At 27.1% G+C, this 13,314-nt stretch carries 14 protein-coding genes and 1 pseudogene; 12 read left to right on the top strand and 3 right to left on the bottom strand.

The genetic code is table 11. The features are described 5' to 3' along the window. The first annotated feature begins 1 nt into the window (after position 1). The 6 genes from BT997_RS11235 to lhgO all read left to right on the top strand — a co-directional run bounded on the left by BT997_RS11235 (position 2) and on the right by lhgO (position 8,321). On the top strand, positions 2–2,620 hold the full coding sequence (locus tag BT997_RS11235) for a PAS domain-containing protein (RefSeq protein WP_072681999.1): 2,619 nt from the start codon (positions 2–4) through the stop codon (positions 2,618–2,620). A gap of 8 nt (positions 2,621–2,628) precedes the next feature. After that, on the top strand, positions 2,629–3,333 hold the full coding sequence (locus BT997_RS11230; protein ID WP_072681998.1) for a response regulator transcription factor: 705 nt from the start codon (positions 2,629–2,631) through the stop codon (positions 3,331–3,333). A 118-nt stretch (positions 3,334–3,451) separates the two neighbouring features. Further along, positions 3,452–4,468, top strand: coding sequence for a TAXI family TRAP transporter solute-binding subunit (locus BT997_RS11225; protein WP_072681997.1), 1,017 nt, complete (start codon positions 3,452–3,454; stop codon positions 4,466–4,468). A 123-nt stretch (positions 4,469–4,591) separates the two neighbouring features. Continuing rightward, on the top strand, positions 4,592–6,541 hold the full coding sequence (locus BT997_RS11220) for a TRAP transporter fused permease subunit (protein WP_072681996.1): 1,950 nt from the start codon (positions 4,592–4,594) through the stop codon (positions 6,539–6,541). Further along, a complete protein-coding gene (locus BT997_RS11215; RefSeq protein ID WP_072681995.1) occupies positions 6,525–7,121 on the top strand; it encodes a lactate utilization protein in 597 nt (198 codons plus the stop codon). The genes BT997_RS11220 and BT997_RS11215 overlap by 17 nt, the downstream gene beginning before the upstream one ends. A 3-nt stretch (positions 7,122–7,124) precedes the next feature. Beyond that, the gene (lhgO, locus tag BT997_RS11210; protein ID WP_072681994.1) at positions 7,125–8,321 is read left to right on the top strand and encodes an L-2-hydroxyglutarate oxidase; all 1,197 of its coding nucleotides are present in this window, start codon (positions 7,125–7,127) and stop codon (positions 8,319–8,321) included. A 213-nt stretch (positions 8,322–8,534) separates the two neighbouring features. On the opposite strand, the gene BT997_RS11200 is transcribed toward lhgO, so the two are convergent. Then, positions 8,535–9,116, bottom strand: coding sequence for a hypothetical protein (locus BT997_RS11200; protein ID WP_072681992.1), 582 nt, complete (start codon positions 9,114–9,116; stop codon positions 8,535–8,537). 121 nt (positions 9,117–9,237) lie between these two features. On the opposite strand from BT997_RS11200, the gene BT997_RS11195 reads away from it, so the two are divergent. Then, a complete protein-coding gene (locus BT997_RS11195; protein ID WP_072681991.1) occupies positions 9,238–9,864 on the top strand; it encodes a TetR/AcrR family transcriptional regulator in 627 nt (208 codons plus the stop codon). Here the strand turns inward: BT997_RS11195 and BT997_RS11190 are convergent. Continuing rightward, a complete protein-coding gene (locus BT997_RS11190; protein ID WP_072681990.1) occupies positions 9,861–10,688 on the bottom strand; it encodes a LysR family transcriptional regulator in 828 nt (275 codons plus the stop codon). The genes BT997_RS11195 and BT997_RS11190 overlap by 4 nt on opposite strands. 98 nt (positions 10,689–10,786) lie before the next feature. Here BT997_RS11190 and BT997_RS11185 point away from each other — a divergent pair, with 98 nt between their 5' ends. From BT997_RS11185 to BT997_RS11175, 3 genes are read left to right on the top strand one after another with little or no spacing between them, the layout of a single operon-like run. Continuing rightward, positions 10,787–11,977 (top strand): YbfB/YjiJ family MFS transporter, encoded by a 1,191-nt coding sequence (locus BT997_RS11185; protein WP_072681989.1) that lies wholly within the window; start codon positions 10,787–10,789, stop codon positions 11,975–11,977. Positions 11,978–11,989: 12 nt separating this feature from the next. Continuing rightward, complete coding sequence (locus tag BT997_RS11180; protein WP_072681988.1) at positions 11,990–12,196, top strand: 4-oxalocrotonate tautomerase family protein; 207 nt, start codon at positions 11,990–11,992, stop codon at positions 12,194–12,196. Beyond that, complete coding sequence (locus tag BT997_RS11175) at positions 12,196–12,516, top strand: antibiotic biosynthesis monooxygenase (protein WP_072681987.1); 321 nt, start codon at positions 12,196–12,198, stop codon at positions 12,514–12,516. The genes BT997_RS11180 and BT997_RS11175 overlap by 1 nt, the downstream gene beginning before the upstream one ends. On the opposite strand, the gene BT997_RS15720 is transcribed toward BT997_RS11175, so the two are convergent. Then, a complete protein-coding gene (locus tag BT997_RS15720; RefSeq protein WP_258239478.1) occupies positions 12,513–12,635 on the bottom strand; it encodes a hypothetical protein in 123 nt (40 codons plus the stop codon). The two genes, BT997_RS11175 and BT997_RS15720, sit on opposite strands and share 4 nt — an antisense overlap. Positions 12,636–12,791: 156 nt before the next feature. Here BT997_RS15720 and BT997_RS11170 point away from each other — a divergent pair, with 156 nt between their 5' ends. Further along, on the top strand, positions 12,792–12,980 hold the full coding sequence (locus BT997_RS11170; RefSeq protein WP_072681986.1) for a sodium-dependent tyrosine transporter: 189 nt from the start codon (positions 12,792–12,794) through the stop codon (positions 12,978–12,980). Positions 12,981–13,100: 120 nt separating this feature from the next. After that, positions 13,101–13,314, top strand: a pseudogene (locus BT997_RS11165) (sodium:alanine symporter family protein); the annotation flags it as partial.

The raw sequence follows: 13,314 nt of genomic DNA, 5'->3' as shown, positions 1-13,314 counted from the left end.
TATGAATTCAAAAAAATATAAAAAAGTTTATAACTTAGAATACATAGAGAAGATATTTAAAATAATACCTCTTTCTTTTATAGTAATACTCTCTCTTTTTTCAATAATCATCACATATATTATTTTAGAATCAAAACAAAATAGAGATTTAGATCTTTTAAATCAAAAAGAGATATTACATAATCAGTTTGATAAAAAAGAAAAACTAATAAACTTTTCTACTTTAATTGATAAAAGAGTAAGTGAAGAGTTACTTGGTTTAAGTAAAATACTTGAAGAACATACTTATAAGATTATAGGTAGTTTAAAATCAAATTTTTTTAATATGCCTTTAGATAAAACAATAGAGTTTCTTCAAAGTTATGAAGAATCAAATGATATAAATATTGTGCTTTTCCAAAAAGAAAATTTAGATATCTTTTATGGGCATGATAGAATAGAGTTTTTATCAAATCTCATATTTGGGAAGTATGAAAAAGAATATAGAAACATAGTATTAAAATATATATATTCTCAAGGAAGATACAATCTTCAAGAGTGGAAAAATGATTTAACAGGAGCTTTGAGGTTAAGTTTCTTTGATATTATAAATATAGATGGAAAAACTTATTATGTAGGAACATTTTCTCAAATAGAAAATATTAGATTTATTACGAAAAATCTTATTATTGAAGAGATAGAATTACTAAATAGAACAAATGATTATAGTATTTGGTTTTATGATTTACTTTCTAAAATGACTTATAATTTTAAAAATCAAAACTTATATGATAATGTAAATGTATTACTTTCAAATGTAAAAACAAGTAAAAAATATGAAATATTAGAATATTTTGATGCAAATGAAGAAATAGCTTTTACTTTTGATAATCATAGTTTATATAATTCAAAGTATAAGTTTGTGATATCAATAGATTATGATGAAAATATTAAGTTTAATACAAAAGATATTGTAAATAAATACAACACGCTATTTTTGACAATTGTCACTTATATTATATTAATAAGTACAATTCTAATACTTTTCTCTCTATTTTTCTCAAATTTCACAAAAAATGTTTTAAATAGATATAACAAGAAACTTCAAATTAGGACAAATACTTTAAAACACTGGAAAAATAGATTTGAACTTGCAATTATTGCCTCAAATGATGGACTTTGGGATATTGATTTTGACAATAATAAAATCTACTTTTCAAATAAGTGGCTTGAAATAGCTGGATATGACAAGGGTGAGATTGAAAGTTTTTCTGATTGGTTTGGCCTTATTCATAAAGATGATAAAGATAAAGTAGAGCAAATTTTTGAAGAGATATTTGCAAATAAAAAAGAGGACTTTTTTTGTGAATATAGACTTAAAACTAAAAACGATGGTTTTAAATGGATTCTTGCTCGAGGTAGATTATTTGTAGATAAAAAAACTAGTAAAAAAAGAATGCTTATGATGTCAATGGATATTGACAAAAATAAGAGAATGAAAAAAGAACTTTTAGATGTTGAATTACTTGTTGAAGATGGAAAAATAGTTATATTTAAACTTCTAAACAATGAAAACTTAGAAGTAAAATATATTTCAAATTCAATAAAAAATTATGGTTTTACAAAGCAAGATTTTGAAAATGGCGATATGAATTTTCTAGACTTAATACATAAAGAGGATATAGACATAGTAAAAGTAGCAATGAATGCAGCTATAAATAAAGATTTGAGTGATTTTACTTTTGTATGTAGAGCTTTAAACTTAGCAAATGAAATTAGATGGATTTCATGTAGAACATTGATTTTAAAAGATCACTCTGGAAATATAGTAAATTTTTATGGATATATAAATGATATTACAAAAATCAAAGTTAGTGAAGAGGAATTAAAATTAAAAGTTGAAGAAGAACTAAGTAAAAATAGACAAAAAGATAGATTATTAATACAACAAAGTAAACTTGCCGCTATGGGAGAAATGTTAGGAAATATAGCCCATCAATGGCGACAACCTTTAAATAATGTATCTTTATTTTTACAGTTTTTAAAAGACAATTATAAAAATGAAAATGCAAATTTAAATATGCTAAATAAGTATTTTGATAAGTCTTTTACTCAAATAGAATACATGTCTCAAACAATTGATGATTTTAGAAATTTTTATAGACCTTCGAAGTCTATGAGTGAATTTACAATTGGTCATGCTATTGCTTCAACTTTAGAAATCATTAGAGCACAATTAAATAGTGATAATATAAGGTTATCTACGAATATAAAAGACATGAAGATTTTAAATTATGAAAATGAATTAAAACAGTCTTTATTAAATATTCTTAATAATGCTCAAGATGCAATAAATCTAAGAAAAGAGACTGAAGAGTTTGAATCATATATAGAAATTAATACTTTTAAAGAAAATGGAAAATTAAATATAAATATTTCTAACAATGGTGGACAAATAGATGATGATATTATTTCACGAATTTTTGAACCATATTTTACAACAAAATTTGAAACGCAAGGTACAGGAATAGGTCTTTATATGACTAAATCAATTATTGAAACAAATATGAAAGGTCATATTGAAGTTGAAAATATTGAAAATGGAGTTTGTTTTAAAATTTCTTTACCTTTAGAGATGTAGGAGTAGTAATGAGTAGAATCACAAGAGTTTTATTAGTAGAAGATGAAGAAGATGCAAGGGAGATACTTGGTTTTTATCTTGATACTATTTTTGATGAAGTTGAAGTAGCAGCTAATGGACAAGAAGGTTTTGATAAGTTTTTAGAAGATTCAAAAAAAAATAAATATTTTGATGTAATTGTTACAGATATAAAAATGCCAGATAAAGATGGGCTTACAATGCTTGAAGAAATAGCTTCAATACATGAAGAACAAAAGTTTATAATAGTATCAGCTTTTAAAGATGAAGAATATCTTTTCAGGTCAATAAATTTAAATGTAATAAGTTATTTTGTAAAACCACTTGTTGTGGAAAATATTATGCAGATACTAAAAAAAGTTAAAAATTCAATATTAGAATCAGCTCCTTTAGAAAAAAAACTTGATGAGAAACCAATAAAGATTAATTCTACATATACATATGATATAAGTAAAAAGCTTTTATATGATGGAAAAGATATTGTTAGCCTATCAAAAAAAGAAACACTACTTGTTCATGCAATGATTTCAAAAAAAGGTGAAATAAATACTAACGAGATTCTAAAAAAAGAAGTATGGCAAGATACAAATACTTCAGATGCAACGCTACGTACAGTTATTAAAAGAGTAAAAGATAAAATATCTAAAAATGACTTTATTGTTTCAAAAAAAGGACTTGGGTATATTGTAGAATAAAATTAAAGCCCTATTTAAAGTGCTTTTAAACTAAATTTATAAATTTGAAACAATTTTGAAACAATTTCTATCGATTCTATGTTATACTTTCATTGTAGAAAAAAAAAAGGGGATTACAATGAAATTAGATTTACTTAAAAAGCTTGCTATTTCTTCTGTATTAGCAGCATCATTAATTACTGTTGCTAGTGCAAAAAAAGCTGAGCAAAAATATGTTATTGCAACTGCAAGTACAGGTGGAACTTATTATCCAGTTGGAGTAGGGATTGCAACAATTGCATCTTTAAAATTAGCTAAAAAAGAAAAACTTACTTTCTCAGCAATTACATCAGCAGGTTCGGGTGAAAATGTTGATATGTTAGAAAAAGGTGAAGTTGACTTTGCAATTTTACAAGGTCTTTTTGGTTCAATGGCATGGCAAGGAAAAGCTAAGTATGAAGGTCAACCAAAGAAAAACTTAAGATCAGTATCTATGTTATGGCAAAATGTTGAGCAATTTACTATTAAATCGGATTTTGCAAAAACAGGTAATATTATGGATTTAAGAAATCTTTATGGTGAAAGATTTTCAATTGGTGGAAGAAGTTCAGGTTCTAGAGTATCTGCTGAAACTATCATGGGTTCATTAGGTGTTGATTTTAATAAAATGAATGTACAATATTTAGGATATACTCCAAGTTCAACAGCACTTCAAGATGGAAAAGTTCAAGGTATGAATACACCGTCAGGACCTCCTACATCAGCTGTTACAAATGCATTTGCTTCAATTGGTAATGATAAAATTAGAGTACTTGATTTTGATGCAAATAATTTAAAAGCAATTAATGATAACTATCCTGTATGGACTCCATTTACTATTAAATCTGGAACATATCCAGGTCAAACAAAAGATATTAATACAATTGCACAACCAAACTTATTAGTTGTAACAAAAGATACTCCAGAGCAAACTGTTTATTTATTAACTAAAACTATTTATGAAAATCTACCTTTCTTAAATACTGTTCATAAAGCAACAAAAGCTATGGCTTTAGAAAAAGCAATTGCTGGTTTACCAATGCCTTTACACCCAGGTGCAGCAAAGTTCTATAAAGAAAAAGGTATCAATATTCCTAGCTCTTTAATGGCTAAATAAATATAAATTTTAAGAAGAGTTTTTTACTCTTCTTGAAAATACTACTAGCTTATAAACTACATAAGTGATTGCCTATTGTTTATGTAGGTTATAAATTTAATTATAAATTTCGAGGATAAAATAATGATAACAATAAAATATTTTAAAGAGATAACTTTTGTGTATGCAATTTTTATTTCACTTTTTCATTTTGGTGTAAATATTTGGGGTGGAATTAGTGATTTATGGTTTAACTCAGCCCACTTTGCACTTCTTGCATCTTTAGGTTTTTTAACATATGAAGCTGCAAAAGAAGAAAATAAAGTAAGTATTTTAAACTTGATTTTTGCAGTTTTATCTCTAAGTACTTTCTTTTATATGATGTTTTTTGAAGAAAGTTTATATGCAGTTGCAAATTCTCAAATGAGAATGAGTGATTTAATAGTTGCAGGTATGACAATTGCTTTGGCAACTATAATGGTGAAAAAATCAACAGGATATATCATCCCTGGTATTATTATTTTTTGTATAGCTTATTTATTATTTTTAGGACAACATTTTGAAGGTGTTTTTGCTTTTGGTGGAATGAGTGTAGAAAGATTTCTTTATAGAATGTTCTATACAAGTGAAGGTTTATTTGGGCCTATTGCAACAATTTCTTCTACTTATGTATTTATGTTTATTCTATTTGCTGCTTTTTTATTAAAATCAGGAGCAGGAGATTTTATAGTTGATCTATCAGATGCTGTAGCTGGGAGATTTACTGGTGGAACTGGTCATGTTGCAGTTTTTTCTTCAGCTTTAATGGGAACAATCTCAGGATCAGCAGTTGCAAATACAGTTTCAACTGGTTCTATTACAATTCCAATGATGAAGAAAGCAGGATTTAGAGGAACTTTTGCCGCTGCAGTTGAAGCAGCAGCGAGTACGGGTGGGCAAATCATGCCTCCAATTATGGGAGCAGGGGCATTTATTATGGCTCAAATGACTCACATCCCATTTGTAACTATTATTGCAGTTTCTGTTTTACCTGCAATTTTATATTTTGCTTCAATTTCTGTTTATATTCATATTCATGCAAAAGAGAATGATATTAAAGGGAGTAATAATAATATTAAAATTCTTCCACTTTTAAGAGAAGGTTTCCATTTTATTATTCCATTATCAACTTTAGTTGGGCTTTTAGTTTATGGATTTACTCCTACTTATGCAGCAGGTATTGCCATTGTTGCAATTATTGCTTCATCATATTTAACAAAAAATAAAAGAATGGGTGTAAAGGAGATTTTAGGAGCTTTAGCACTTGGTAGTCAAAATATGATTGTAACTGGTGTTTTACTTATTGCAGTTGGTGTTATTGTTGGTATTATTAATATCTCTGGTGTTGGTATTACTTTTTCTCAGCTTATTATGGAGTGGTCAGGTAACTCTTTACTAATAGCTATTGTTTTAATAGCTATTGCTTCACTTGTACTTGGTATGGGATTACCTGTTACTGCTTCATATGTTGTTTTATCTGTACTTTCTGCTCCTGCGTTAGTTGGGCTTATGTTAAGTCCAGAAATGGCAGCACTTGTAAATGCAGGTATTGATATCCCAGAAGTTACAATGTATCTTTTATCAGCACACTTAATAATATTTTGGTTATCTCAAGATTCTAATCTAACACCCCCTGTTTGTCTTGCAGCATTTGCCGCAGCTGCTATTGCAAAAACTCCACCAATGAAAACAGGTCTTGTATCATGGAAGGTAGGAAAAGGGATGTATATTATTCCTTTACTTTTTGCTTTTACTCCTCTTGTAACTGGAACATGGATTGAAAGATTTGAGATTTTCTTTTTTGGTATCTTTGGTATTGCTGCTTTTGCAATAGTTATGGAAGGTTATTGGGACAAAAAGATGTCAATTTTAGAAAGATTTGTATTTGCTGTATCAGTAGTATTACTTTTAACTCCTGATAGTGCATTTGATATTGAAAGTTACTTTGGTATTGTTAATAACACACATATTATAGGGATGATTATATTTGTTGTTTCTATGGGCTTACATAAGATGATGTATAAAGAAGGAAAAGAATATGAAAAAGTTAATTGAAACGCTTGAAAGTTGTGGTTATAAAGTTCATTTTGTAGAGAGAAAAGAAGAAGCCTTTGACTTAGCAAGTTCCATGATAAAAAGTGGTATGAGTGTAGGACTTGGTGGTTCTACAACTGTAAAAGATATTGGTCTTTTAGATTCTTTAGTTAAAAGAGAGGATATAACACTTTTTAATCAGTATGAAAAAGGTATTACTATGGAAGAAAATACCAATAGAAGAAGAAAAGGTATGTTAACTGATATTTATGTAACAGGAACAAATGCAATTACAAGAGATGGAAAACTTGTAAATGCAGATGGTAGTGGCAACAGAGTTGCTGCATTAATCTTTGGACCAAAAAAAGTTTTAGTTATTGCTGGAATAAATAAAATAGTTGATACTTTAGAGGATGGATTTAAAAGACTAATGGAAGTTGCCGCAACAAAAAATGTAGATAGAATGAATAATCTTGCAAAAATAAATGGAAAAGAACCAAGACATAATCTTGATAATATTGCAAATAAATTTACATATATAAAAGCAGATGAGCAAGATAGAATAAATATAATCTTAGTAAATGAAGAGTTAGGATATTAAAAAATGTATGATTATCTAATAATTGGGGCTGGAATTATTGGGCTTAACATTGCAAAGAATTTAAAAGAAAGATTCCCTGAATCGAAAATACTTGTAATAGAAAAAGAAAACGAAGTTGCAATGCATAGTAGTGGAAGAAATTCTGGTGTTTTACATGCTGGATTTTATTACACTGCAAATTCTCTTAAGGCTAAGTTTACTAAAGAAGGAAATGCAGCACTTAAAGAGTTTTGTGAAGAGCGAAACTTAAAAGTAAATGCTTGCAAAAAAGTTGTTGTTGCACAAGATGAAAAAGAACTTGAAGGTTTAGAAGAGTTGAAAAAAAGAGGAGATGTAAATGGTGTAGAACTTCACTGGTTAGACGAAGAAGAACTTGATAGAATGTACCCAAATGTTGCAACTTATAAGAAAGCACTTTTATGTCCAAGTACTGCAACAGTAAATCCAAAAGAAGTAACACAAGAGTTTGCAAAAGTTATTCAAGAACTGGGTGTTTTTCTTATAATGGGTTGTGAATATGAATCTTCAACTGGAAATAAAGTGTTTACTTCAAAAGGTGATTTTGAAGCTAAAAAAGTTATAAATTGTGCAGGTTTATATGCTGATAAAATTGCTAATGATTTCAATTTTTCAAAAGATTTTGTAATTATTCCATTTAAAGGAATATATTTAAAAGATAAAGATAATATTTCACAGTTAAAAACAAATATATATCCAGTACCAAATCTTGCAAATCCATTTTTAGGAGTTCATTTTACTCTTACTGTTGATAATGAGAGTAAAATAGGACCAACTGCAATACCAGCTTTTTGGAGAGAAAATTATAAAGGCTTTGATAATTTTAATATAAAAGAGTTTTTTCAAATCATTTATTATGAAGCAAAACTATTTTTAACAAATGCTTTTGGATTTAGAGAATTAGCCTTTACAGAAGTAAAAAAATATAGTTTTTCTCATTTAAAAGGATTAGCTAGAAAATTAACTAAAAATATGGATGATATAGGATTCGATTCTTGGAGTACACCTGGAATAAGAGCTCAACTTCTAAACAAAAAAACTTTAGAGTTAGTTCAAGATTTTGTAGTAGAATCTGATGAAAATTCTGTTCATGTATTAAATGCCGTAAGTCCAGCATTTACTTCTTCAATACCTTTTGCAAATTGGGTAGTGGAAGAACATGTTTTGAAAAATAAAAAGTAGTTTTTTATTTTTTAGAATAATTATTTAAATACATTTTTAGGATAAAAAGCTCTAAATATTAGAATAAAAAGAAGCAATAATAAACTAACATTAAAAGAAAATTCAATATTTAAAATTATTGTAAAAATAAAATATATAGAATTTATTGTTAAATACCAAAAAATGATAAGTGATAGAAAAATTCCTACTATTCTTATCATTGTTCCTACGATATTAGTATTGATCACAATCTTCTCCTAATTTTTTTATGATAGCTTCAATTTGTCTTCTATGGATAAAAGTATGCATAAACATAAATATACTCCAGTCATAGTTATTAAACTCGATAAACCAAGGGTGTTTTTTCTTTGTTTTTGATTGTTTTTTTGGATGTTTATTTATATATTCAAAATATTTGTTATAAAATTCCAAAAACTCAGATAATTGTTCCTCTTTATTTTTTTTAGGTTTTACATCTTCAATCTTAATTTCTTTTTGAAACTCTTCTTCTTGTGATAAGGTTTCTATTACAAGCATAACAGCATTACCTGCAATTGTAAGATGTTCTAATACCATATTGATTGAAAATTGTCTTGTATTATCTTCTATAGCAAATACTCTATCAATAATAACTTGTTTTTGATGTAGTTCTTTGGGAAGTTTTTCTACTAAAGATTTAATAAGTTTTATCTCTTTTTTTAGATACAAAAGTGCAATATCCCAAGTAAATATAATACGAACGGAGGGTACTAATATATTTTTTATTATCAATCTTTCCATATTTGGAAGTCCAGCACCAGGTTTAGATAGTTTCATTTTAAGTCCTTAGTTTATAATTGTAATAGTTAGTTTATAACATACAGCTTAAAATTAGAGTAATTACTCTAAAAATAAAGAAACTAATAGTGCAATTACTCTAATTATGGTAAACTTTTATATGGAAAAAAAGAAATTATCTAAAACAAAACAAAAAATAAAAAAAAGTGCAATAGATCTTTTTAATAACTCAGATACATTAAGTGTAACTACAAATCATATAGCAAAATCTGCAAATATTAGCCCAGGGAATCTTTATTATCATTATAAAAATAAAGAAGATATTATTAAAGATTTATATAGTGATATGTCTTTTTCATTTGAAAATTTCAATAGTTTTGAAATTATATTAAATAGTGATAATCCCATAAAAGAGCTTGACATAATGTTTGATAGATATGGGGAGTTATTTTGGGAATATAGATTTTTAATGAGAGATATAAATACACTTATGGCTATTTATCCCCAATTAAAAGAAATGTTTTTAAAAAATCAAAAAAAAAGGATTACTCAAATAGAGAGTTTGATACGATATTTTATATCTTTAGAAATAATGGAAAATGCAAGTATTGAGGATATTAGTTTAAGAGCAAGATTAAATTGGTTTATATCTTCATATTGGCATTTTTTTGCACAAACTACAGGGAAAAATGTAAAAGAAGCTATCCAAGAAACAAAAAAAATTGTTTTTAAAATAAATATATATCCTTACCTTACAGAAAAAGGAAAAAAAATGATAGAGAATTAAAACTCTAAGTTTTTTAAATAATCTGCAATTTTAGGAATATAATCTTTTCGACATACTAAACAAGTAGGGATATAAGCAGTGTTTTTATTAAGTTTAGTAATTTTTAATTCATCTTTAAATCCTAGTTTTTCTACAAGGTTTGTTGGCAGTAAAGTTTTACCCATACCTGATTTTACGCAAGCAAGTATAGTTTCTAGGCTCCCAAACGCAAGAGATTTTTCTGTTTGGATTCCTTTTTCTTTATAGTAGTTTTTTAAAAATTCATCATAAGCACAACCTTCTTTAAAGGATAAAACTACATTTTGTGATTTTCCTTTTTTTGTTTCTAAGATCGCTATCTCTTCTTCATATTTTTTTAGAACCATTAATTCTTCATCTTTTGGTTCCCCACTTATAAAAGCAATATCAACTTTATAGTTTAAAAGTAATTGTGTAACATCTCTTGTTGTTCCTGTTAAAAGTTCTAGTTGTGTATTTGGATAGTCTTCATGAAGTTTCATTAAAAAAGATGAAATTCTTACCGCTGCATTACAATCTGTTGAACCAACGATTAATTTTTTTTGTTCTTCAATATTTTGCATATCTAGTATGGCATCTTCTACTTTATGTACTATTTCTACTGCATGTTTAAAAAGTTTTTCTCCCTCTTGCGTAAGAATTACACCTTTTGGAACACGATGAAATAGTGCTTGTCCAATTGATTTTTCAAGTTGTTTGATTCTTGAAGTTACATTAGATTGTGCAAAACCTAACTCTTGCGCCCCTAAAGATATGCTTTTATTGTTTGCTACTGCTACAAAAACTTTTAATAAATTTGAATCCATATCGCTTTTCCTTATATCACTTATCACGATTTTATATTTGACATTCTATCGCTTTTGGTGATATTATACAAAATATTTATAAAAAAGGGAAGAGCTTTATGAATTTAAATTTATTAGATAGAAACAATAATATCTCTATATTAATTGCAGGAATTATTGCTGTAATTATTGGCCTAGGGGTTGCACGATTTGCATTTACATCTCTTCTTCCTCCTATGCTTGATGGATTTTTAACAGTTACTTTTGCAGGAATTTTAGCTTCTGTGAACTTTGCTGGATATTTAAGTGGTTCAATACTTTCAATGTTTATAAAAGATATTAATCAAAAAGTGATTTTATTTAGAATGGGTATTGTTTTATGTATAGGAACTACGGTTATTTTAGGTTTAACAGAAAATGAAACAGTATGGTTGATTTCTAGGATTATTGCTGGATTTGGAGCAGCTATGACTTTTGTCGTTGGTTCTGCAATTGTAATGTCAAAATTAAATTTTGAAAATAAAACAAAAGCTATGGGAATTCATTTCTCAGGAATTGGATTCTCTATTTTAACCACTGATTTAATATCTAGAGCTGTTTTAAACTCAGGTGCAGATTGGAAAGATTCTTGGATTGTATTAACAATATTTGCAACAGTTGCATCAATTTATTCTATGTATATACTTTGTTTTGATAAAAAAGTAGAAACAAAAATTGTAAAACATAAGTTTGATAAATCACTTTTTAATTTTTTTGTGATTTTAATTATTGTTGCATATTTTACAGAAGGTGTTGGTTTCGTAGTTCAAGCTACATTTTTACCGGACATTATTAATTCATTAGAAGGCTTAGAAGGATATGGAAATTTAACTTGGACATTAGTTGGATTAGCTGGGATACCATCTTGTATTATTTGGATGAGATTAGCTCATAAGTATGGAAGTGTTAATATTATTATGATTACATTATTCATACAGATGATAGGTATTTTGATTCCAACAATGACTTCTAATATTTACTTAAATTTATTAAGTGGAGTTCTATATGGTGGGACTTTTGTTGGATTAGTTGCTTTATTTATGAATTTAGGTGGCAAACTTGCAGGAAACAATCCTGTTGTATTGATGGGAGCTGTTACAACTTCTTATGGAATAGGACAAGTTGTGGCTCCTCTTTATTCTGTATATTTTGTTGAAAAATATGGAAACTATGATTATGCATTATATTTAACTGCATTAATTGTATTTGGTGGAATTTTGCTATTATTTTTCTCTAAAACAATTATGACTGAAGAACAAAAGAAATTGTAAAAAGGATAAATTTTGCCAATTATAAATGTAAAAATGACACATGAAGATGGTGGTGCTACAAAAGAGCAGAAAGAACAACTGGCAAAAAAATTGACAAATTCTTTTGTTGAAGTTTTTGGACGTGGTGAAAAAACTTGTGTAGTAACTATTGATGAAATATCTACTGATAATTATGCTATTGGTGGAAAAACAATTACTAATGTTAGAAGAGGAAACTAATGTATTCAGTAATATTTGAAGTAGAAATAGCAGATGGAAAGAAAGACCAATATTTAGATATTGCGGCAATATTAAAAGAACAACTTATTAAAATGCCTGGTTTTTTGTCTATTGAAAGGTTTCAGTCATTAGTAAATGAAGGTAAATTATTGTCTTTATCTTTTTGGGAAGATGAAAAATCATTACTTGATTGGAAAGCAAATATTGATCATATGGCGGCACAAAAAAAAGGTAGAGACTCTATTTTTAAAGATTATAGAATTAGAATTGCAGAAGTTAAACGTGATTATACTATGGAAAGTAGTACTTTTACAGACTAGAAGTAGCCTAATATTTTGTGATGTTTATATATAAAGTTTTTACATACTTCAAAAAAATCAACTAATACAGAATTGATTTCATCTATAAAACTATTTTGTGAATAAGGTAAAGAGTTCATAGTAAATCCTTTTAAAAATATATTATAATAAGAATTATAAAAAAAGTAAAGAGATACAAAAGTAAGCAATACATAGATAAATTGAAATAAAAAGTAAAAAATATTTTACCTTTTTTGAATTTTATGTTAAAATCAATAAAAATAAAAAGGAAAAATATGTTTGTACAATTAAATGAAAGAGTTTTTCTTAATATGGCGAAAATCACTAGAACAAAAATCGACCATGTAGAAGATGGAATTAGAGTTAGATTTTATGAAGGTCAAGACCAAGTAGCAAAGTCTCAAAGATTTGAAGATGTAAAAACTGCTGAAAAATGGTTAAAAAAACTTCTTAAAAAATGTTAGTCTAATCATCTAATAAAAAGTAAAGTTAATAATTTTACTTTTTATTACTTTTCAAATACAAAAAACACTTTTAACCCTCTTGCCCATGTTAAACTTCTCTTAACTAAAAAGGAGAAACAGATGTTAGCTGAAATAAATGACTTTTTAAATAACCTTATTTGGGGAAATATTTTAATATATTTACTTCCTGCTTTGGGTATATTTTTTACAGTAAGTTCTAAGTTTGTACAGTTTAGATACTTTTTCAAAATGTTTAATATTTTAAGAGATACTGTTCATGATAAAGAAGGGCATATTAGCTCTTTCCAAGCACTTATGTTAAGTGTTGCTGGAC

This window comes from Arcobacter sp. LA11, assembly GCF_001895145.1.
Classification (GTDB): domain Bacteria; phylum Campylobacterota; class Campylobacteria; order Campylobacterales; family Arcobacteraceae; genus Halarcobacter.
The sequence above is the reverse complement of the archived record's forward strand: the minus strand, read 5'-3'. Positions and strand labels throughout refer to the sequence as shown.

Coding starts and splice junctions, on each gene's coding strand:
- BT997_RS11235 (WP_072681999.1), top strand. CDS start 2: ATGAATTCAAAAAAATATAAAAAAGTTTATAACTTAGAATACATAGAG.
- BT997_RS11230 (WP_072681998.1), top strand. CDS start 2,629: ATGAGTAGAATCACAAGAGTTTTATTAGTAGAAGATGAAGAAGATGCA.
- BT997_RS11225 (WP_072681997.1), top strand. CDS start 3,452: ATGAAATTAGATTTACTTAAAAAGCTTGCTATTTCTTCTGTATTAGCA.
- BT997_RS11220 (WP_072681996.1), top strand. CDS start 4,592: ATGATAACAATAAAATATTTTAAAGAGATAACTTTTGTGTATGCAATT.
- BT997_RS11215 (WP_072681995.1), top strand. CDS start 6,525: ATGAAAAAGTTAATTGAAACGCTTGAAAGTTGTGGTTATAAAGTTCAT.
- lhgO (WP_072681994.1), top strand. CDS start 7,125: ATGTATGATTATCTAATAATTGGGGCTGGAATTATTGGGCTTAACATT.
- BT997_RS11200 (WP_072681992.1), bottom strand. CDS start 9,116: ATGAAACTATCTAAACCTGGTGCTGGACTTCCAAATATGGAAAGATTG.
- BT997_RS11195 (WP_072681991.1), top strand. CDS start 9,238: ATGGAAAAAAAGAAATTATCTAAAACAAAACAAAAAATAAAAAAAAGT.
- BT997_RS11190 (WP_072681990.1), bottom strand. CDS start 10,688: ATGGATTCAAATTTATTAAAAGTTTTTGTAGCAGTAGCAAACAATAAA.
- BT997_RS11185 (WP_072681989.1), top strand. CDS start 10,787: ATGAATTTAAATTTATTAGATAGAAACAATAATATCTCTATATTAATT.
- BT997_RS11175 (WP_072681987.1), top strand. CDS start 12,196: ATGTATTCAGTAATATTTGAAGTAGAAATAGCAGATGGAAAGAAAGAC.
- BT997_RS15720 (WP_258239478.1), bottom strand. CDS start 12,635: ATGAACTCTTTACCTTATTCACAAAATAGTTTTATAGATGAAATCAAT.
- BT997_RS11170 (WP_072681986.1), top strand. CDS start 12,792: ATGTTTGTACAATTAAATGAAAGAGTTTTTCTTAATATGGCGAAAATC.